This window comes from Noviherbaspirillum sp. ST9, assembly GCF_048799745.1.
Lineage (GTDB): Bacteria > Pseudomonadota > Gammaproteobacteria > Burkholderiales > Burkholderiaceae_D > Noviherbaspirillum.
The window spans coordinates 21,304-39,872 of record NZ_JBLWFR010000016.1 but is presented as its reverse complement, the minus strand read 5'-3'; the positions used below and the strand labels follow the sequence as shown (position 1 = coordinate 39,872).

Annotated in this window: 21 protein-coding genes; 18 read left to right on the top strand and 3 right to left on the bottom strand. The window is 61.5% G+C overall.

All coding sequences use genetic code 11. From position 1 onward, the window contains the following. The first annotated feature begins 224 nt into the window (after nucleotides 1-224). Nucleotides 225-1,349, top strand: a complete 1,125-nt coding sequence (locus tag ACNOHI_RS24170; protein WP_420477282.1) for an aminotransferase class V-fold PLP-dependent enzyme — start codon at nucleotides 225-227, stop codon at nucleotides 1,347-1,349. Between the two features lie 58 nt (nucleotides 1,350-1,407). Here the strand turns inward: ACNOHI_RS24170 and ACNOHI_RS24165 are convergent, their stop codons facing one another. Continuing rightward, a complete protein-coding gene (locus ACNOHI_RS24165; protein WP_420477281.1) occupies nucleotides 1,408-2,709 on the bottom strand; it encodes an NCS2 family permease in 1,302 nt (433 codons plus the stop codon). Nucleotides 2,710-3,232: 523 nt separating this feature from the next. Here ACNOHI_RS24165 and ACNOHI_RS24160 point away from each other — a divergent pair. The 4 genes from ACNOHI_RS24160 (at nucleotide 3,233) to ACNOHI_RS24145 (ending at nucleotide 7,975) form a co-directional block, all read left to right on the top strand. Then, nucleotides 3,233-4,765 carry an ABC transporter ATP-binding protein gene (locus ACNOHI_RS24160; protein ID WP_420477280.1) on the top strand — a complete coding sequence of 511 codons (1,533 nt, stop codon included), beginning with the start codon at nucleotides 3,233-3,235 and terminating at the stop codon, nucleotides 4,763-4,765. Further along, on the top strand, nucleotides 4,758-5,819 hold the full coding sequence (locus ACNOHI_RS24155; RefSeq protein WP_420477279.1) for an ABC transporter permease: 1,062 nt from the start codon (nucleotides 4,758-4,760) through the stop codon (nucleotides 5,817-5,819). The genes ACNOHI_RS24160 and ACNOHI_RS24155 overlap by 8 nt, the downstream gene beginning before the upstream one ends. Continuing rightward, the gene (locus ACNOHI_RS24150) at nucleotides 5,819-6,733 is read left to right on the top strand and encodes an ABC transporter permease (RefSeq protein WP_420477278.1); all 915 of its coding nucleotides are present in this window, start codon (nucleotides 5,819-5,821) and stop codon (nucleotides 6,731-6,733) included. Before ACNOHI_RS24155 ends, ACNOHI_RS24150 begins: the two co-directional genes overlap by 1 nt. Nucleotides 6,734-6,898: 165 nt before the next feature. Next, nucleotides 6,899-7,975 carry a BMP family ABC transporter substrate-binding protein gene (locus ACNOHI_RS24145; RefSeq protein ID WP_420477277.1) on the top strand — a complete coding sequence of 359 codons (1,077 nt, stop codon included), beginning with the start codon at nucleotides 6,899-6,901 and terminating at the stop codon, nucleotides 7,973-7,975. Nucleotides 7,976-8,033: 58 nt separating this feature from the next. On the opposite strand, the gene ACNOHI_RS24140 is transcribed toward ACNOHI_RS24145, so the two are convergent. Beyond that, a complete protein-coding gene (locus ACNOHI_RS24140; RefSeq protein ID WP_420477276.1) occupies nucleotides 8,034-8,765 on the bottom strand; it encodes an FprA family A-type flavoprotein in 732 nt (243 codons plus the stop codon). Nucleotides 8,766-8,767: 2 nt separating this feature from the next. Next, entirely contained in the window at nucleotides 8,768-9,382 is a 615-nt protein-coding gene (locus tag ACNOHI_RS24135; RefSeq protein WP_420477275.1) for a TetR/AcrR family transcriptional regulator, read from the bottom strand. Nucleotides 9,383-9,675: 293 nt separating this feature from the next. Here ACNOHI_RS24135 and ACNOHI_RS24130 point away from each other — a divergent pair, with 293 nt between their 5' ends. The 13 genes from ACNOHI_RS24130 (at nucleotide 9,676) to ACNOHI_RS24070 (ending at nucleotide 18,569) form a co-directional block, all read left to right on the top strand. Further along, nucleotides 9,676-10,095 (top strand): hypothetical protein, encoded by a 420-nt coding sequence (locus tag ACNOHI_RS24130; protein ID WP_420477274.1) that lies wholly within the window; start codon nucleotides 9,676-9,678, stop codon nucleotides 10,093-10,095. Nucleotides 10,096-10,160: 65 nt separating this feature from the next. Next, nucleotides 10,161-10,508 carry a GFA family protein gene (locus ACNOHI_RS24125; protein ID WP_420477273.1) on the top strand — a complete coding sequence of 116 codons (348 nt, stop codon included), beginning with the start codon at nucleotides 10,161-10,163 and terminating at the stop codon, nucleotides 10,506-10,508. A 133-nt stretch (nucleotides 10,509-10,641) separates the two neighbouring features. After that, nucleotides 10,642-11,220 (top strand): dihydrofolate reductase family protein, encoded by a 579-nt coding sequence (locus ACNOHI_RS24120; RefSeq protein ID WP_420477272.1) that lies wholly within the window; start codon nucleotides 10,642-10,644, stop codon nucleotides 11,218-11,220. Nucleotides 11,221-11,300: 80 nt separating this feature from the next. Further along, complete coding sequence (locus ACNOHI_RS24115; RefSeq protein WP_420477271.1) at nucleotides 11,301-11,807, top strand: GNAT family N-acetyltransferase; 507 nt, start codon at nucleotides 11,301-11,303, stop codon at nucleotides 11,805-11,807. An 85-nt stretch (nucleotides 11,808-11,892) separates the two neighbouring features. Further along, nucleotides 11,893-12,339, top strand: coding sequence for an SRPBCC domain-containing protein (locus ACNOHI_RS24110; RefSeq protein ID WP_420477270.1), 447 nt, complete (start codon nucleotides 11,893-11,895; stop codon nucleotides 12,337-12,339). After that, complete coding sequence (locus ACNOHI_RS24105; RefSeq protein ID WP_420477269.1) at nucleotides 12,336-13,352, top strand: formylglycine-generating enzyme family protein; 1,017 nt, start codon at nucleotides 12,336-12,338, stop codon at nucleotides 13,350-13,352. Before ACNOHI_RS24110 ends, ACNOHI_RS24105 begins: the two co-directional genes overlap by 4 nt. Nucleotides 13,353-13,572: 220 nt before the next feature. Further along, a complete protein-coding gene (locus tag ACNOHI_RS24100; protein ID WP_420477268.1) occupies nucleotides 13,573-13,998 on the top strand; it encodes a c-type cytochrome in 426 nt (141 codons plus the stop codon). 30 nt (nucleotides 13,999-14,028) lie between these two features. Further along, nucleotides 14,029-15,405 carry a cbb3-type cytochrome c oxidase subunit I gene (locus tag ACNOHI_RS24095; protein WP_420477267.1) on the top strand — a complete coding sequence of 459 codons (1,377 nt, stop codon included), beginning with the start codon at nucleotides 14,029-14,031 and terminating at the stop codon, nucleotides 15,403-15,405. 53 nt (nucleotides 15,406-15,458) lie between these two features. After that, complete coding sequence (locus tag ACNOHI_RS24090) at nucleotides 15,459-16,061, top strand: cytochrome c oxidase subunit 3 family protein (RefSeq protein ID WP_420477266.1); 603 nt, start codon at nucleotides 15,459-15,461, stop codon at nucleotides 16,059-16,061. 4 nt (nucleotides 16,062-16,065) lie between these two features. Beyond that, on the top strand, nucleotides 16,066-16,326 hold the full coding sequence (locus ACNOHI_RS24085) for a cytochrome C oxidase subunit IV family protein (protein ID WP_420477265.1): 261 nt from the start codon (nucleotides 16,066-16,068) through the stop codon (nucleotides 16,324-16,326). Nucleotides 16,327-16,366: 40 nt separating this feature from the next. Further along, nucleotides 16,367-17,155: a CbbQ/NirQ/NorQ/GpvN family protein gene (locus ACNOHI_RS24080; RefSeq protein WP_420477291.1), complete on the top strand. Its 789-nt coding sequence runs from the start codon at nucleotides 16,367-16,369 to the stop codon at nucleotides 17,153-17,155. Continuing rightward, the gene (locus ACNOHI_RS24075; RefSeq protein ID WP_420477264.1) at nucleotides 17,152-17,532 is read left to right on the top strand and encodes a hypothetical protein; all 381 of its coding nucleotides are present in this window, start codon (nucleotides 17,152-17,154) and stop codon (nucleotides 17,530-17,532) included. Before ACNOHI_RS24080 ends, ACNOHI_RS24075 begins: the two co-directional genes overlap by 4 nt. Then, nucleotides 17,526-18,569: a 4Fe-4S binding protein gene (locus ACNOHI_RS24070; RefSeq protein ID WP_420477263.1), complete on the top strand. Its 1,044-nt coding sequence runs from the start codon at nucleotides 17,526-17,528 to the stop codon at nucleotides 18,567-18,569. The genes ACNOHI_RS24075 and ACNOHI_RS24070 overlap by 7 nt, the downstream gene beginning before the upstream one ends.

Here is an 18,569-nt window from a genome sequence, read left to right as displayed (position 1 = left end):
CTTTGCGGCGTGTCAGCCGACGGACGTCTTCCGTGTCGGACAAGTGTAATGTTGCAGCGCAGGATTGCGCCATATTCGTGCAAGGCGGTACTTTCTGGTTCAATATCGGTTCTGACCTTTTCTGCTGGCTCCAGTAGAATCGCCTGAACAGCAGCAAGTTTTGCATCCGCTTACCCGGCGGCAAGTGCAATCCGACCGAAACTCTCACAACGATGGAGGCGCGAGTGCCAGGTTTGTTACCCCACGTCGATCCCGACGGACTTCTCGAATATTCGGTCGTCTACACCGATCGTGCAATCAATCACATGTCCCAGCAGTTCCAGGGCGTCATGCGCGACGTCTCCGCGACGCTCAAGAAAGTGTACGGCGCAAAGACGGCCATCGTCGTTCCCGGCAGCGGCACCTTCGGCATGGAAGCGGTGTGCCGCCAGTTCGCACACGGCAAGAAATGCCTGGTGATCCGCAACGGCTGGTTCAGCTTCCGCTGGTCGCAGATCCTTGAAATGGGCAATATCCCCTCCTCATGCGCGGTGCTCAAGGCCCGTCCGGTGGAACAGGGCAGCCAGGCCGCGTACGCCCCGGCACCGATCGAGGAAGTCGTCGCCACCATCCGCGAAACGAAGCCCGACCTCGTGTTCGCGCCGCACGTCGAAACCGCCTCCGGCATGATTCTGCCCGATGACTACCTGCGCAAGGTGGCCGAAGCCGTGCATGCGGTGGGCGGCATGTTCGTCCTCGACTGCATTGCCTCCGGCGCGATCTGGGTCGACATGCAGGCCGTCGGCATCGATGTGCTTGTCAGCGCGCCGCAGAAAGGCTGGAGCGCACAGCCCTGCTGCGGCCTCGTGATGCTCAGCCAGCTCGCCCGCGACCGCATCGACGCCACCACCAGCAGCAGCTTCGCCTGCGACCTGAAGAAGTGGATGCAGATCATGGAAGCCTACGAAGGCGGCTCCTTCGCCTACCACGCCACCATGCCCACCGACGGCCTCGCCGTGCTCCGCAACGTGATGAAGGAAATGGACGAGTACGGCTTCGACAAGGTCAAGGCCGAGCAGCAGGAACTCGGCAAGCGCGTGCGCGCGCTGTTCGAAAGCAAGGGCATCAAGAGCGTGGCCGCCGATGGATTCAAGGCGCCCGGCGTGATCGTCAGCTACACCGGCGACGACGACGTGAAGTCCGGAAAGAAGTTCGCGCAGGCGGGCATCCAGATCGCGGCCGGCGTGCCCCTGCAGTGCGACGAGCCGGCGGATTTCAAGACCTTCCGTGTCGGCCTGTTCGGGCTCGACAAGCTGCACAACATCGAACGTTCCGTCGCCACGCTGGAGAGGGCGCTGGACACGCTTTAGACCTGCGGCTTGTTAATGCATGGCCGGAGATTTTCCCTCCGGCCATTTTTTTCGCCGACTATTCCGCTCCGAGGTAGATATAGCGGAACACAAAAATCGCCGCGATGATCCAGACGATTACCGGCACTTCCTTCGCGCGTCCGGTGAACAGCTTCAGGCCGGCAAACGAGATGAAGCCGAAGGCCACGCCGTTCGCAATCGAGAAGGTGAACGGCATCATCAGCGCGGTGATGACAGCCGGCACGCTTTCCGTCGAATCTTCCCAGTCCACGTCCGCCAGGTCGCGCAGCATCAGGCAGGCGACGTAGAACAGCGCGGGCGCGGTCGCATAGGCAGGAACGGCGCCCGCCAGCGGGGAAATGAACAGGCAGGCGAGGAACAGGATCGCGACGGCAACCGCCGTGAGGCCGGTACGGCCGCCTGCCTGCACGCCGGCAGCGCTCTCGATGTAGGCCGTGGTGCTCGACGTGCCGAGGAAGGCACCGCCGACGATGGCTGTGCTGTCGGCGATCAGCGCCTTGTTCAGGCGTTCCATCTTGCCCGTCTTCAGCAGGCCGGCGCGGGTGGCGACGCCCATCAGCGTGCCGGTGGCGTCGAACAGTTCCACGAGGAAGAACACCAGCACCACATTCAGGATGCCGATCGACAGCGCGGCGGAAAGATCCAGCTTGAACAGCGTCGGGTCGATGGACGGCGGTGCGGAAACGATGCCATTGAACTTGTTGCCGCCGAAAATGAAACTCAGGATCGTGACGGCGACAATGCCGATCAGGATCGCGCCCTTCACCTTCAGCCGGTCCAGCGCGACGATCATGAAGAAGCCGATAATGGCCAGCACCGCCGGCGCCGCATGCAGGTTGCCAAGGGTGACGTAGGTGGCCGGGCTGGCGGCGACGATGCCGGCATTTTTCAGCGCAATGATGCCGAGGAAGAGACCGATGCCCGCCGTGATGGCGATACGTATCGAGCGAGGGATGCCATTGACGATCATTTCCCGGATGCGCAGCACGCTGATGGTCAGGAACAGCATGCCCGAGATGCAGACCGCGCCCAGCGCCGCCTGCCAGGTGTAGCCCATGCCGATCACCACGGTGTAGGCGAAGTAGGCGTTCAGGCCCATGCCCGGTGCCAGCGCGATCGGATAATTTGCGTACAGGCCCATGATCAGCGTGCCGATCGCAGCGGCCACGCAGGTGGCGACGAACACGGCATCCTTGGGCATGCCGGCGTCACCGAGGATGGAGGGGTTCACGAAAATGATGTAGGCCATCGTGAGGAAGGTGGTGAGGCCGGCCAGCAGCTCGGTCCGCACATCCGTTCCCTGTTGTTTGAGCTTGAAGAACCTCTCCAAGAAACCCATGCTTTCTTCTCCTGTGATGACTGTTTCGGCTGTTCGCTGCCTGTTCTCCAAGGTGCTCAACGTCTCTCTCCTGTATGTGTTGGTTGAGAACGGCGACGGCTATTAGAACGCATTTTCATGGCTTCCGCTGCCGCCACCGTACCTGCGGGGTCTCCGTGGCTGTAATGTCCTATAGAAAAAAGGGGAATGGATATGGGATGTTGAATAGGTGGCATATGGCGGGGAGAATATGGGCGATGAGCGCGACTTGAGAGGATGCCGGCGGGAATGACGGGGAAAAGAAAGCAGTCGAAAACCCATGCCGTTCCCGCACTCACACCGAGGACTTTCTACGCAAAAACAACGCTACAGATAACTTCCTACAACCCTATATCCTGGCATCTATATTGCTCATACAGACAAAGGTATAGTGGTGTGGATTATTTCCTGTAATTTTCGACAAGAACCAGAATAAATTCACAACGAGCCACTACCATTACGCCTTCGTCGTTTTATGTAGTAGAAGCTCCCTGAAGAGTGAGACATGGATACCCGCTTAACCCTGAGCCGGATCACGAAGAAATATCCTTCCGTGGTCGCCAATGACGGCGTCGACCTGAACGTTCTGCCCGGCGAGATCCATTCGATCCTCGGCGAGAACGGCGCCGGCAAGTCGACCCTGATGAAAATCATCTATGGCGCGGTCAAGCCGGATGCCGGCCAGGTGTTCTGGAACGGCCGCGAAGTCAACATCGCCAATCCCGCCGAGGCGCGCAAGCTCGGCATCGCGATGGTGTTCCAGCACTTCTCGCTGTTCGACACCCTGACCGTCACTGAAAACATCGCGCTCGGCTTGCCCAAGGACACCGACTTGCATGAATTGAGCATGCGCATCCGCGAAATCTCGCACCAGTACGGCCTGCCGCTCGAACCCGAACGCCACGTCCATACGCTATCGGTCGGCGAATGCCAGCGCGTGGAAATCGTGCGCGCGCTGCTGGCCAAGCCGCAACTGCTGATCCTTGACGAACCGACATCGGTGCTGACGCCGCAGGCGGTCGAAAAACTCTTCGACACGCTGCGCCAGCTGGCGAAAGAGGGCTGCAGCATTCTGTATATCAGCCACAAGCTCGACGAAATCCGCGCGCTGTGCCACAAGTGCACCGTCATGCGCGCCGGGAAGGTGACCGGCATCTGCGATCCGACGCAGGAAACCGCGGCCAGCCTGTCGCGCATGATGATCGGCGCCGAGCCGCCGGCCATCAAGGCGGTCGATCGCCTGCCGGGTGACAAGCTGCTCTCGCTGCGCGAACTGTCGCTGCCGAAGAGCCATCCGTTCGGTACCGAGCTGGTGGACATCAACCTCGACCTGCATGCGGGCGAAATCGTCGGCGTCGCCGGCGTGTCCGGCAACGGCCAGCAGGAACTGCTTGCCGCCTTGTCCGGTGAAGACCCGCGCGCGCGGCCGGACGCGATCGTGCTCAACGGCGAACCGGTGGGGCGCATGAACGCCGCGCGCCGCCGCAAGCGCGGGCTCGGATTCGTGCCGGAAGAGCGCCTCGGCCGCGGCGCCGTGCCCGATCTCTCGCTGGCGCAGAACATCCTGCTGTCGCACCAGAACACGTCAACGATCCGCTCCGGCCTGATCCGGTTTGGTGCGATCCATGACCTCGCCGACGCCATCATCAAGCGCTTCAAGGTCAAGGCGCCGGGGCCGCAGGCGACCGCCGGCAGCCTCTCGGGCGGCAATCTCCAGAAATACATCGTCGGCCGCGAAGTGATGCGCGACCCGAAAGTGCTGATCGTCGCGCAGCCGACCTGGGGCGTGGACGTGGGCGCCGCCGCGCAGATCCGCGCCGAACTGGTCGCACTGCGCGACGCTGGCTGCGCGCTGCTCGTGGTGTCGGAGGAACTCGATGAACTGTTTGAAATTTCGGACCGCCTCGTGGTGATCGCCAAGGGCAGGCTGTCGCCGTCCATCAAGCGCTCGCAGGCCACGGTCGACCTGATTGGCCAGTGGATGAGCGGCTTGTGGGACGAGAAACAACCGGCACGCCAGGAGGCCGCCCATGCTTAAGATGGAAAAGCGGCCCAGCCCGTCCGTGCTGATGTCGTGGCTGTCGCCGGTGTTTGCCGTGCTGCTGACGGTGGCTTGCGGCGTCATCCTGTTTCTTGCGCTGGGCAAGAACCCGGTGACCGGCCTCTCGGTATTCTTCATCGAACCGATCAAGGACTTGCAAGGCTGGGCGGAAGTCGGCGTGAAGGTCGCGCCGCTGCTGCTGATCGCGGTCGGCCTGGCGATCTGCTTCCGCGCCAACGTGTTCAACATCGGCGCCGAAGGCCAGCTGGTCGTCGGCGCCATGGCGGGCGGTGCGGTGGGCCTGTATTTCGACCAGGGTGAAGGCGGCGGGGCGATGATGATCACGCTCGTGCTGCTTGCCGGCATGGCGGGCGGCATGGCGTGGGCGGCGATCACGGCTTTCCTGCGCGACCGCTTCAACGCCAATGAAATCCTGGTGTCGCTGATGCTGGTCTATGTCGCGCAGCTCCTGCTCAACTACGTGGTCCATGGCCCGCTGCGCGATCCGGAAGGTTTCAACTTCCCGCAGTCGCGCATGCTGTCCGACGGCTACCTGCTGCCGAACATCATCGAAGGGACGCGCCTGCATTTCGGTTTCGCATTGGCCGTGCTGGCTTCCGCGCTCGGCTGGCTGTTCCTGTCGCGCAGCTTCGCCGGCTACCGCCTGCAAGTCGGCGGCATGGCGCCGGCGGCGGCGCGCTATGCCGGTTTCTCCTCGCGCAAGGCCTTGTGGACCTCGATGCTGCTGTGCGGCGCGCTGGCGGGCATCGCCGGCACCGCCGAAGTGCTCGGCCCGATCGGACAGCTGACGCCTTCCGTCTCGCCGGGATACGGTTTCGCCGCCATCATCGTGGCCTACGTGGGTCGCCTGCATCCGGTCGGCGTGCTGTTCTCGAGCTTCATCATGGCGCTGTTCTACATCGGCGGCGAACTCTCGCAGTCGCGGCTCGGCATGCCCAACGCCATCACCGGCGTGTTCCAGGGCATCCTGCTGTTCTCGCTGCTGGCCTGCGACGTGCTGATCCACTATAAATTGAGCTGGAGAAAATAATGGAATCCTTCGCGCCACTGGTCGCCGCGTCGATCAATGCCGGCACGCCGCTGATGCTGGCCGCGCTTGGCCTGCTCATCAATGAAAAGTCCGGCGTGGTCAATCTCGGCGCCGAAGGCATGATGCTGGTCGCCGCCATCGTCGGCTTCGCCACTGCCGTGCATACGGAAAGCGTGACGCTTGGCTTCATCGCCGCCGCCTGCGCCGGCATGCTGCTGGCAGGTTTCTTCGCGCTGATGACGGTCTGGCTCGGCACCAACCAATACGCGACCGGCCTGGCGCTGTCGCTGTTCGGCGGCGGGGCATCGGCCTACATCGGCATCAGCTACGTCGGCCACAGCCTGGAGAATCCGAAGTTCGCTATCCCCATCCTCGGCGAGATTCCGGTTCTCGGCGTCGCGCTGTTCCGCCAGCATCCGATGGTCTACCTGTCGCTGCTGCTGTGCGCAGCCATCATCTGGTTCCTGTACCGCAGCCGCGCCGGCCTGGTGCTGCGCGCGGTGGGCGAATCGCCATCCTCCGCCCACGCGCTCGGCTACGACGTGCGCAAGATCCGCCTGGCCGCCTTGCTGTTCGGCGGCGCCTGCTGCGGCCTGGCCGGCGCCTTCATGTCGCTGGTCTACACGCCGTTGTGGGTGGAAGGCATGGTCGCCGGCCGTGGCTGGATCGCGCTGGCGCTGACCACCTTCGCCACCTGGCGTCCGGCGCGCGTGCTGGTCGGCGCCTACCTGTTCGGCGGCGTAACCATCATGACCTTCCACGCGCAAGGCCTGGGCGTGTCGATCGCCTCGCAGTGGCTGTCGATGCTGCCCTATCTGGCGACCATCGTGGTGCTGGTGCTGATTTCGACCAACGCCAACTGGATCAAGCTGAACATGCCGGCCTCGCTTGGAAAAAATTTCCATCCGAGTTGACTGCAGGAAAGGAAAATCCGGAGATAATCTCGGGTTTGTTCGCTGTCAAACAACGCGGACTTCGACGCACGGTCGCCCGTCGTCCGGACAATTGCGCCGTGTTTCCCACTCGGCGTGATGCGGCGTCCATTGATTAACCAGTGGGAATTTCTGTAGAGGACAACCATGTCGAAAAGCTTCATGCGCGCCGCCCTGGCCGCGATTGCCGTACTGCCAGTAATGGCCTTTGCCGCGGACCCGGCGCCGCTCAATGTCGGTTTCGTCTATGTCAGCCCGATCGGTGAAGCCGGCTGGACCTTCCAGCACGACATGGGCCGCAAGCAGATGGAACAGGCGCTCGGCAACAAGGTCAAGACCCGCTTCGTCGAAAGCGTGCCGGAAGGCGCCGACGCCGAGCGCGTGATCCGCGACCTGGCACAGCAGGGCAACAAGCTGATCTTCACGACCTCGTTCGGCTACATGAACCCGACGCTCAAGGTTGCGAAGCAGTTCCCGGACGTCAAGTTCGTGCACCTCACCGGCTACAAGACCGCGCCGAACGTCGCCACCGCCAACGCGCGCTTCTATGAAGCCCGCTACCTCGCCGGCGTCCTCGCAGGCAAGATGACCAAGTCCAACGTCGCCGGCTACGTGGGCGCCTTCCCGATTCCCGAAGTCCTGCAAGGCATCAACGCCTTCACCCGCGGCATGCGCAGCGTGAACCCGAAGGCGGAAGTGCGCGTCATCTGGGTCAACAGCTGGTTCGATCCGGGCAAGGAGCGTGATGCAGCCATCACCCTGATGGGCCAGGGTGCAGACGTCGTCACGCACCACACCGACTCGCACGCCGCCGTGCAGGCAGCGGAAGAGAAGGGCAAGTTTGCCGTGGCCTACCACTCCGACATGAAGAAGTTCGGTCCGAAGGCGCAGCTCGCAGCGGTCACCCACCACTGGGGCGACTACTACACCAAGGCCGCGCAGCAAGTCATCGACGGCAAGTGGAAGACCAGCGGCACCTGGGGCGGCATCAAGGACGGCTTCGTGAAGCTGGAAGCGATCAACGCCAGCGTTCCGGATGATGTGAAGAAGCTCGTCGCCGCGGCCGAGAAGGATATCGTGTCGGGCAAGATCACCCCGTTCGATGCACCGGTCAAGGACAACGAAGGCAAGGTTCGCCTCGACAAGGGCGCGCTGAACGACGACGCGCTGAACAAGATGGACTTCTACGTCGAAGGCGTGCAGGGCAAGCTGCCGGGCAAGTGATCGGCGCAGCAGCTTAGAGCAGAAAAGGCACCGGATTTCCGGTGCCTTTTTTTATTGCCTATCGCTGCGTCAGCCGGTCGGACAACTGCCCCAGCAGTCTTGCGCCATCCCCGCGCCATGCACTTCCATGCATGCACGCCAGGGTCGTCGGATGCAGGTCCGCGAGGCGCTGCAGGTGATGCCGTGTTTCCGGACTGTGCGCGTAGTAATCCATCTGGTGACGGAATGCTTCACTCGATTCCAGGATGTCGCCTTCGGTCAGCGCAGGATTCGCATGACCGGGCTGCGTGAACAGGTCGCCGCACAACAGCGTTCCGGTCGTCTCTTCGTACGCCATCGAGCATTCCCATCCATGCGGCAGGTGGGGCGTCGCGATCCAGCGGATGCGGTGTCCGCCCAGGTCCAGCACCTCGCCATCCGCCATCGCTTTCGCCGGACGCAGCGCGATATCGTCGATCGACACCATGGCGGCAACCTGGCCGCACAGCGGCACCGCCTTCGGCGCGAGCGAGAGAAACTCGTTCAGCGAACCGCACTCGTCGGCTTCCACGTGCGAAAAGCCGATATACGCGAGCCGGGACACCGGCATGATGCGTTCGATCGCGCCGCAGATCTGCTCGAACAGCTTGCGCGGGCCGGTGTGGTAGAGCAGGGGCTTCTCGGCCGCCACCAGATACTGGTTGAAGGAGAATCCGCCCGGCATGGCTTCCGGCGGGACCGGCGTCGAGATGCGATAGATGCCGTTTGCCACTTCGTCCACGGTGGTGGCGGGGTGTTGCGTGCTTTCCATGGTCAGTTCCTTCCATTCGCTTGGGGCATTGAGGACAACAGGAGTTGCAGAGCCTGCTCTGCGGCGCTGCTGACCCGCTCCGGGTCGTTCAGCATCTGGTCGAGCCGCTGCCATGCGGGATAGTCGAGGATGACCATGGCAAGGGCAAAGGTTTCATCCGTCACCGGCTTCGCGGCGACGCTGTCGAGTACTGCGCGCACCAGGCCTTCGGTTTTTCGGCGGCCTTCCGCGATGATCTTTTCCAGCGCGGGCAGGGCAGCCGCATCGCGCGCTCCCCAACGCATCCAGGGATGCATGAAGCGGTAGCGTCCGTGCAGCGCACGTACGAGGCGGCCCGACGCGTTTTTCTGGTCGTGTGTTCCGAGGATTTCCTGCAGGTCGATGCGCGGCGCCTGCTCCGCCACCATGCCGGTGCAATGGGGCAGCAGCGCTTCGCGCGAGGGGAAATGCTTGTAGACGGTGGCGACGGAGACACCGGCTGCATCCGCAATGTCCGCATGCGTTGTGGCGAGTGCGCCTTTTTCTGCATGCAGTTCGACGGTCGCCGTGACAATCCGGCGGATCGTGTCCGCTTCCATTTCCTTGCGCAGGGAGTTGTCGTAATTCCTCGGAGCCATCGTGTTTAAAATTAAATAGAGTAAATTTAAATTGAATATAGTTCTACTTTATTTAAAGCGCAAGTACAGATTTTGTTTGCGTCCTGGAAAGGAGGGGAACTCGCCGCAAACCCGCATGGACAAAGGGAGAAAAAGGGTGTACTGTATGTCTGAACAGTACTTGGTTTTGCCGGTTTTCAGGGAACTGAAACCCTCTGAACCGTCAACGCCGCATTGAAACAGGGAGGCATCCAGGCCTCCCTCGGCGACAGACCGGACACCGATCCCGTCGCCACTTGAACAAGGAGCCCACTATGTTCAAAGCAGGCACATCGGTAGGCGCGGGCCGCTGGCCGAACCGGAGCGCGCATCCCGATCATTGGCAAAAACCGGTACGCGGCCAGGTCCTCGACTTCTGCGACATGCGCGCATGGGCCAATTCCATTCATTTTCCCGAAGACATGCCGCACGCGGGCGATGTGATGGGCGTCGCGCTCAAGTTGCAGGCGGAAGGCAAGCTCGATGGACTGACCCCGGTCCTGTGGGATTTCGACACACATCGGCGTATAACATGGGAAAGGACCTCGGCCTTGCGCCCCTACGAGGATGACGTGATGTTATGGAAAGCGGCACGCGCCCTGCGTCGCGACGAGATCGAGCATCCGCGCCGTCGCAAGCCGCGCGACATTCGCGAGTTTCTGCCGAAACAGCAGCAGCGTCTCGCGCTGGCATAGGCGTCTATGTCCGAGCAAGCTTCTGGCGAAGGAGCCGAACGCCAATAAACAAGGAGGAGAACAAAATGAAATACAAAGGCAGTTGCCACTGCGGAAAAGTCTCGTTTGAAGTGGAAGGAGAACTCAAGGGAGCCATGGCCTGCAACTGTTCCATCTGCCAGCGCAAAGGCTCCCTGCTCTGGTTTGTCCCCCGCACAAACCTGCATCTTTTGTCCGATGAAGATGCGGCAAGCACGTACACCTTCAACAAGCACGTCATCAAGCACCGCTTCTGTCCGGCCTGCGGTATTCATCCATATGGAGAAGGCGCGGACGCCAAGGGAAATGCAATGGCGGCCATCAATATCCGTTGCCTGGAGAATGTCGATCTGTCGACGGTACCGGTGCAGCACTTTGACGGCCGGGCGCTTTAGTTTCTGAACAAATGAAGCGTGGTAGGCTGGGATGTCATCCCGGCTGTCATTGCTACCAGGACTGCTGGGATTGCATCCCAGCCTACGGCACTGGTGAGCAGCGCCAAGCGCCAACGCAGGAGAAGCCGACGTTATGAAGACCCAGTACTACACCGCAACGAGCCTCGACGGATTCATTGCCACGGAAGATGATTCTTTGGATTGGCTGTTTCCGCTTGGCGATGTGAACGATACAAGCTATCCCGAATTCATCAAGGGAGTCGGTGCGCTGGCAATGGGCTCGTCAACCTACGAGTGGATGCTGCGCCATGCGGATAAGGTCGCTACTGAAACCGGATCGCCGTGGCCTTATGCACAGCCGACGTGGATCTTCACCAGTCGGGTACTTCCACCGATTCAAGGCGCGAACATGCAATTCGTCCGTGGCGACGTGCGGCCCGTGCATGCCGAGATGAAGAAGGCGGCGGGCACGAAGAACATCTGGATCGTGGGCGGGGGCGATCTTGCCGGTCAATTCTACGATGCCGGCCTTCTCGACGAGCTCATTGTCCAGGTCGGTTCGGTCACGCTGGGCAAGGGCAAGCCCTTGTTCCCCCGGAACGTCACGAAACCGCCGCTTCGTCTGGTTTCGGTTCGACAGGTCGGGACGGGATTCGCGGAGTTGCGCTATGAGGTGCAGAGGGGCGATGTCGGCGGTGGTGGAGTACCGTAGGTTGGGATGCAGTCCCAGCTTTCATTCGTACGGCACTGCCGGGATTTCATCCCAGCCTACGGTACTCGGATCCGGATCCTATGCCCATTGAAATTCGAAGCGAAGCGGCCTCAGACATCGCAGACATCGAAGCGCTGACAACCAACGCTTTCCTGCATGCCCCGCACACCAGCCACACCGAACAATTCATCGTCAATGCGCTACGGAAGGCCGGGCAGTTGGCCATATCACTTGTTGCCACCGATGGCGGTGCCATTGTCGGACATGTCGCCGTGTCGCCAGTGTCCATCTCCAGTGGCGCGGGCGGATGGTACGGGATTGGGCCAGTCTCGGTCCTGCCTGAGCGCCAGGGAAAAGGAATCGGCAGTGCGCTTGTGAGCCGTGCGCTGGACGATTTGCACATGGCGGGCGCCGCTGGCTGCGTGGTGTTGGGCGAGCCTGGCTACTACGCTCGCTTCGGCTTCAGGGCGGAACCTGCGTTGGTCTTGCCTGGCGTTCCGCAGGAATATTTCCAGACTCTTTCGTTCAATGGTTCCGTTCCATCAGGGACGGTTTCATATGATGAGGCGTTCAACGCCACCTACTGACTTGCCGTTTTGCCCGAATGCGGGGCAATATGTCGACTCCCGGCGACCGTTGCCTCAGGTGTCGCTCCTCAATATGGAAGCCCCTATGACCTCACAACCGAGCGCTGACGGCGTTTTCACAACGAGCCGCCTCTTCCCATTCGCCCCCGCACAAGTCTTCGCTGCGTTTTCGAATCCCGATCAGCTCGCAAGGTGGTGGGGACCGAAAGACTTCAGCAATACGTTCGAGCTATTCGAATTCAAGCCGCAGGGGCGATGGAAGTTCGTCATGCACGGGCCGGATGGCAAGAACTATCCTAACGAATGCATGTTCCTGGACGCCTCGCCGCAACGCATCATCATCCGGCATGCCTCGCCGCCAAACTTTACGCTGACCATTACCCTGAGCGAGGCGGCAGGGCAAACGCGTCTCGACTGGCGGCAGGCCCTTGACGATCCACGCGCCGCTGCAAGCATGGCGCACATCATTGTCCCCGCGAACGAACAGAACCTGGATCGCCTTCATGCGGTACTCCAGGCAGCCGCGAAATGAAGCCTGCTGTAGCCGTGTCTTCGCGCCTTGGCGCGATCGTTGTCCTGACGACCTTCCTCAGCGCCTGCGGCACCGTCCCTGCCTCGCAGGAGGCCATGCAGAACAGCCTGGGCATGCAGATGGTATTGATCCCGGCGGGCGAGTTCATGATGGGAAGCGACGCATCGCCGCAGGACCTTGCCCACGTCTTTCCACAGTACGAGGAGCGCCGCCTTCGCGACCTGACCGACGAGGTGCCCATGCATCCGGTCCGGTTCACGAGGCCGTTTTACATGGCACGACATGAGGTGACTGTCGGCCAGTTCCGCCGATTTCTCCAGGCGTCGGGCCATGTGCCTCAGTCGATTGCGGACGGTACGGGCGGATACGGATACAACCCCGCATACGATCCGGCTTCGTCGCGCCGGGGCGATGCGTTCGAGGGACGTGACCCCCGCTATTCCTGGCAAAACCCGGGATTCGAACAGGCCGACGACCATCCGGTTGTGAACGTGACATGGCACGATGCGCAGGCACTCGCGCGCTGGCTGAGCGAGACCGAAGGCCGCCGCTACAGGTTGCCGACCGAGGCGGAATGGGAGTATGCCTGCCGCGCCGGCACGCGGACCCACTACCACAGCGGCGATGACCCGGCGTCGCTAAGCAAGGTGGCGAATGTATTCGATGCTGACTCGGTGGCCAACTGGACGAAATGGAAACAGTTTGCGTTATCGAGCCATGACGGCTATCCCTTTACCTCCCCGGTAGGTCAATTCGCGCCCAATGCCTTCGGCTTGCATGACATGCATGGGAATGTGTGGGAATGGACGGCCGACTGGCATGACGAAACCTATTACGCGCATTCGCCCCTGGACAATCCTCCTGGACCGGCAGAAGGTTCGGTGAAGGTCCGCCGTGGCGGCTCGTGGCATACGTGGCCGCTGTACGCACGTTGTGCTTATCGCAATTGGAATTCGCCGGACACCCGCTACACCCTGGTCGGCATTCGCCTCGTGATGGAGGTACAGGACTGACAAGCGTGACTGGCTACTGTCCTGCCTTCCCATCCTGCTGTCCTTAACTTAGATCAAGGTACGAAAATTTCCCGTCTTTTGGCAACAAAAGGGCATTTTCCCCTTTGCCTAAAGATGCATCTTAAATGTATGATTTGGCCTGTCGGCTCAACATACGACTATTTTCATCGTATGCGACGCGCCGAAACCCTTAACGGTTCAGACATAGGAATCCCCTGACATGAGCGCCTCTTTCACCAAATCCGCAGCCAGGAATATCTTCTATGGCGGCGCGGTGTTTTTCTTCCTGCTATTCGTGGCAATGACCTTCGACACCATGCAGACGCTGCCCAAGCGTGACAACCGCGAGAACCTGACCGAGTCAGTTGCCCGCGGCAAGCACATCTGGGAGACGCGCAACTGCATCGGCTGCCATACGCTGATGGGTGAGGGCGCGTACTTCGCTCCCGAGCTTGCCAACGTGTACACCCGCCGCGGCGGTGACTTCATCAAGACGTGGATGAAGATCCAGCCGACCGGCACCCCGGGCCGCCGCCAGATGCCGCAGTTCCACCTGAACGACCAGCAGCTGGACGATCTCGTGAACTTCCTGAAGTTCACCTCCGAGGTCAACACCAGCAAGTGGCCGCCGAATATCGAGGGTTAATCCAATTCAAAGCAACAAGCGGAGAAAACAATGCAATTCAAATCACAGGCGGTCGCGAAGCCTTATTTCATCGCGGCGATCGGCCTCTTCTTCGGGCAGATTCTGTTCGGCCTGATCATGGGGCTGCAGTATGTCGTGGGGGACTTCCTGTTCCCGGCGATTCCGTTCAACGTGGCCCGCATGGTCCACACCAACCTGCTCATCGTGTGGCTGCTGTTCGGCTTCATGGGTGCGGCGTACTACCTCGTTCCCGAAGAATCGGAGCGTGAACTGCACAGCCCGAAGCTGGCACTGGCGACCTTCTGGGTCTTCCTGATCGCCGGCGCGGCAACCATCGTCGGCTACCTCGCCGTCCCGTACGCCAAGCTTGCCGAATACACCGGCAATGACCTGCTGGCGACCATGGGCCGCGAGTTCCTGGAACAGCCGCTGCCCACCAAGGTCGGCATCGTGATCGTTGCACTGGTCTTCCTGTACAACATCTCGATGACCATCCTGCGCGGCCGCAAGACCAGCATCAACCTGGTCATGCTGGTCGGTCTGTGGGGCCTGGCGATCTTCTTCCTGTTCTCCTTCTACAACCCGGCCAACATCGTCAAGGACAAGTACTACTGGTGGTGGGTCGTGCACCTCTGGGTGGAAGGCGTGTGGGAACTGATCATGGGTTCGATGCTGGCCTTCGTGCTCATCAAGGTGACCGGCGTTGACCGTGAAGTAATCGAGAAGTGGCTGTACGTGATCATCGCCATGGCGCTCATCACCGGCATCATCGGTACCGGCCACCACTACTACTGGATCGGCGCACCGGAATACTGGCAATGGTGGGGCAGCGTGTTCTCCGCCCTGGAACCGATTCCGTTCTTCATGATGACCGTCTTTGCATTCAACATGGTGAACCGCCGCCGTCGTGAACATCCGAACAAGGCAGCCGTCCTGTGGGCACTGGGCACCGGCGTGATGGCCTTCCTCGGCGCAGGCGTGTGGGGCTTCCTGCACACCCTGGCACCGGTGAACTACTACACCCACGGCAGCCAGATCACGGCAGCGCACGGCCACATGGCGTTCTACGGTGCGTATGCGATGGTCACGCTGACCATGATCAGCTACACCATGCCTCTGATGCGCGGCCGTCCGGCCAACAGCAACAAGGCGCAGATCGTGGAAATGTGGTCGTTCTGGCTGATGACCATCTCCATGGTGTTCATCACCCTGTTCCTGACCGCTGCGGGCATCCTGCAAGTCTGGCTGCAGCGCGTGTCGGCAACCCCGATGCCGTTCATGGTGGCGCAGGACCAGGTGGCCCTGTTCTACTGGATGCGTGAAGTGGCCGGTGTCGTGTTCCTCGTCGGCATCGTGCTCTACATTGCCAGCTTCTTCATCAAGGGCAAGGACAAGGCAGCCGCCTGACCTTCAAGTTGACCAACCGCCCGGCTTCGGCCGGGCGGATTCGGAAAACAGCCGTGACCACCACACTGTCTCCCTTTGTGCCTCATCAGGACGATCGCCAGCTGCGCGGCGATCTCGCGATGTGGTGCTTTATCCTCGCCGAACTGCTGGTGTTCGGCGTCTTTTTCGTGGTGTACGCCTTTACCCGGGCCAACCACGTCGAACTCTTCAACGCGTCGCAACTCGAACTGGACCGCACCAGCGGCGCAATCAATACCGTGCTGCTGATCACCAGCAGCTTCTTTGTCGTGCGTGCCGTCGATGCAATCCGGCGCGGCGGCCAACAAGGCGGTACGGGATGTGCGCGCTGGCTCATGGCGGCAATGGGCTGCGGCGGCGCTTTCCTCGTGCTGAAACTTGCCGAATTCGGCGTCAAGGTATCCGCCGGCATTTCGATGTCGACCAATACCTTCTACATGTTTTACCTGTTTCTTGGTTTCTTCCACTTCATGCACGTGGTGCTCGGCATGGTGATCCTTGCCGCCGTTGCACTGAAGGCGCGGCGCGGCGGCTACAGCCCCGAAGACCACGCCGGCGTGGAAACCGGCGCGGCGTACTGGCACATGGTCGACCTCGTGTGGATCGTGCTGTTCCCGCTGATTTACATACTGCACTGACATCATGACAAACACTGCATCGATGCGCGCATGGCTGATCCTGCTGGCCCTGACCGGCCTCAGCACCGGGCTCGCCGAGACACACCTGTCGGGCCTCGCCGTGCTCGTCCCGGTGCTGCTGGCAACCCTGCTCAAGGGCCGCATCGTGATCGACGCCTTCATGGGCCTGCGCCATGCGCCCATCCTCTGGCGCATCACGGTGCTCGGCTGGCTGCTCACGGTGGTCGGCCTGATCGCCTTTGCATTCCACATTTCACAGAATTAGTATGGAGGAATAGATGAACGACCTCACTGCACCCGGACTGATGGCCACCCTCGATATCCCTTATTACCAGCCGATCGGCAACGAATGCGCGCTGTTCGAATACGCGTTCCGCAACCGCCTCCCGCTCCTCATCAAGGGCCCGACCGGCTGCGGCAAGACGCGCTTCGTCGCCCACATGGCGGCACGCCTCGCACGGCCGCTCATCACCGTCGCCTGCCACGATGACCTGACCGCCGCCGACCTCGTCGGACGCCACCTGATCGGTGACGGCCAGACGGTCTGGTCCGACGGCCCGTTGACCCGCGCGGTGCGCCAGGGCGGCATCTGCTACCTCGACGAAGTGGTCGAGGCGCGCAAGGACACGACCGTCGTGCTGCACCCGCTGACCGACGACCGCCGCATCCTGCCGATCGAGCGCACTGGCGAGGAACTGCTGGCGCCTGACGACTTCATGCTGGTGGTGTCATACAACCCCGGCTACCAGAACCTGCTGAAAAGCCTGAAACCGTCGACGCGCCAGCGTTTCGTTGCGATCAACTTCGGTTTCCCGCCTGCGGCGATGGAACAGAAGATCGTGATCGCCGAGACCGGCATCGAAGCCATGCGCGCCACGCAGCTCGTCACGCTGGCCGGCCACTTCCGCCAGTTGAAGGACCATGACCTGGAAGAGGCCGTGTCCACGCGCCTGCTGGTGTACGCCGCCAGCCTGATGCACGCGGGCTGCGATCCGGTGGACGCCTGCGAGGCGGCACTGGTCGAGCCGCTGACCGACGATGCCGACACCGCCGCGGCGCTGCTCGAAGTCATCAAGGCCACGTTCGGAAAATGATGGATGAGGACCCGCATGCGCCAGTGGCCGTGCAGGCCGAAGCGCTCTACCTCCTGAACCTGCTGCTGCTGCCGGGGCTGTCCTTTGCCGCTTTGCTGTGGCTGGCGCATCGTCATAAAGGCAGCCCGAGCGACCTGGCGCGCTGCCACCTGAAGCAGACCATCGTCGCCAGTCTTTGGGCAGGCGCATTGCTGATGGCGGTCACCGCCACCATCCTGGTCATGGGTGGCCTGCACAAGCCGGCCACCTGGGTCGTGCTGATCCTCTATTTCACCTGCTGTCACGCGGTGCTGGCCTTGCTCGGCATCGTCGGGCTGTCGCGCGCGATGGCAGGAAAACCCTATATCTATCCCCTCATCGGGAGCCATCAATGGTAAAGCCCATGCAGAGCGCCGCAACCGGTCCCGTCGTGGCGCCGGCGACAGGCGGCCATGCGACCGGCTGGCTGGGGCTGCGCGTGCAGCGCTGGCGGCAACTGACACAAGCAGGCTTCTTCCTGTTGTTCATCCTGGCACCGGTATTCGACATCTTCCGGCTGGACCTGAACGTCAAGCATTTCATTTTCTTCGGACTTGACTGGACGCTCGGGCTTGATGACTTCCTGGCCGGGCGTGCTACCGCCGTACAGGCCTCGATCAATATCGTGCTGCGCGGATTCCTGCCGCTGCTCGCGGTCGGCGGCACGTTGATCTACGTGAGCTGGAAATGGGGCCGGCTGTACTGCGGCTGGCTTTGTCCGCATTTCTCGGTGGTGGAAACCATCAACCAGACCCTGCGCCGCGCCATCGGCAAGCAGAGCATCTGGGACGCCAAGCGCATTCCCACGCGCAATCCAGACGGCAGCGAGACGCCGCATGATGCCATCTGGTGGTTCGCGGTGATTCCGCTCGTGATCGCCTGCTCGGTGTTGTGGGCAGTCGTGCTGTTGACCTACCTGCTGCCGCCTGTGGAAATCTACGGCAACATCTGGAATGGCACACTGACGCGCAACCAGTCCATCTTCATCGGCGTGGCATCGCTCGCGTTCTTCGTCGAGTTCATGTTCGCGCGCCACCTGTTCTGCCGCTATGCCTGCGCCGTCGGTTTCTTCCAGAGCCTGGCGTGGATGAGCAACGACAAGGCCATGGTGGTTGGCTTCAAGCGCGAACAGGCGAAGGATTGCTCGACCTGTTTCTCCGCCTGCGACCATGTGTGCCCGATGCGCCTCAATCCGCGCAACGTCAAGCGCATGATGTTCGCCTGCGTGCAGTGCGGCCAGTGCGTCGATGCCTGCGACCATACCCAGGCGGACAATCCCAAGGGCTCACTGCTGAATTGGGTGCACGATGTGCGTGCGGAGTCGGAGGCCGCGTTCAATATGCGTGAAGCACGCACCATCAAGATTACGCCGGTGCAATCCGGCAAGAAGGAATAG

Coding starts and splice junctions, on each gene's coding strand:
- ACNOHI_RS24135 (WP_420477275.1), bottom strand. CDS start 9,382: ATGGCTCCGAGGAATTACGACAACTCCCTGCGCAAGGAAATGGAAGCG.
- ACNOHI_RS24100 (WP_420477268.1), top strand. CDS start 13,573: ATGAGCGCCTCTTTCACCAAATCCGCAGCCAGGAATATCTTCTATGGC.
- ACNOHI_RS24110 (WP_420477270.1), top strand. CDS start 11,893: ATGACCTCACAACCGAGCGCTGACGGCGTTTTCACAACGAGCCGCCTC.
- ACNOHI_RS24150 (WP_420477278.1), top strand. CDS start 5,819: ATGGAATCCTTCGCGCCACTGGTCGCCGCGTCGATCAATGCCGGCACG.
- ACNOHI_RS24125 (WP_420477273.1), top strand. CDS start 10,161: ATGAAATACAAAGGCAGTTGCCACTGCGGAAAAGTCTCGTTTGAAGTG.
- ACNOHI_RS24145 (WP_420477277.1), top strand. CDS start 6,899: ATGTCGAAAAGCTTCATGCGCGCCGCCCTGGCCGCGATTGCCGTACTG.
- ACNOHI_RS24115 (WP_420477271.1), top strand. CDS start 11,301: ATGCCCATTGAAATTCGAAGCGAAGCGGCCTCAGACATCGCAGACATC.
- ACNOHI_RS24105 (WP_420477269.1), top strand. CDS start 12,336: ATGAAGCCTGCTGTAGCCGTGTCTTCGCGCCTTGGCGCGATCGTTGTC.
- ACNOHI_RS24095 (WP_420477267.1), top strand. CDS start 14,029: ATGCAATTCAAATCACAGGCGGTCGCGAAGCCTTATTTCATCGCGGCG.
- ACNOHI_RS24080 (WP_420477291.1), top strand. CDS start 16,367: ATGGCCACCCTCGATATCCCTTATTACCAGCCGATCGGCAACGAATGC.
- ACNOHI_RS24070 (WP_420477263.1), top strand. CDS start 17,526: ATGGTAAAGCCCATGCAGAGCGCCGCAACCGGTCCCGTCGTGGCGCCG.
- ACNOHI_RS24085 (WP_420477265.1), top strand. CDS start 16,066: ATGACAAACACTGCATCGATGCGCGCATGGCTGATCCTGCTGGCCCTG.
- ACNOHI_RS24165 (WP_420477281.1), bottom strand. CDS start 2,709: ATGGGTTTCTTGGAGAGGTTCTTCAAGCTCAAACAACAGGGAACGGAT.
- ACNOHI_RS24075 (WP_420477264.1), top strand. CDS start 17,152: ATGATGGATGAGGACCCGCATGCGCCAGTGGCCGTGCAGGCCGAAGCG.
- ACNOHI_RS24120 (WP_420477272.1), top strand. CDS start 10,642: ATGAAGACCCAGTACTACACCGCAACGAGCCTCGACGGATTCATTGCC.
- ACNOHI_RS24130 (WP_420477274.1), top strand. CDS start 9,676: ATGTTCAAAGCAGGCACATCGGTAGGCGCGGGCCGCTGGCCGAACCGG.
- ACNOHI_RS24140 (WP_420477276.1), bottom strand. CDS start 8,765: ATGGAAAGCACGCAACACCCCGCCACCACCGTGGACGAAGTGGCAAAC.
- ACNOHI_RS24160 (WP_420477280.1), top strand. CDS start 3,233: ATGGATACCCGCTTAACCCTGAGCCGGATCACGAAGAAATATCCTTCC.
- ACNOHI_RS24155 (WP_420477279.1), top strand. CDS start 4,758: ATGCTTAAGATGGAAAAGCGGCCCAGCCCGTCCGTGCTGATGTCGTGG.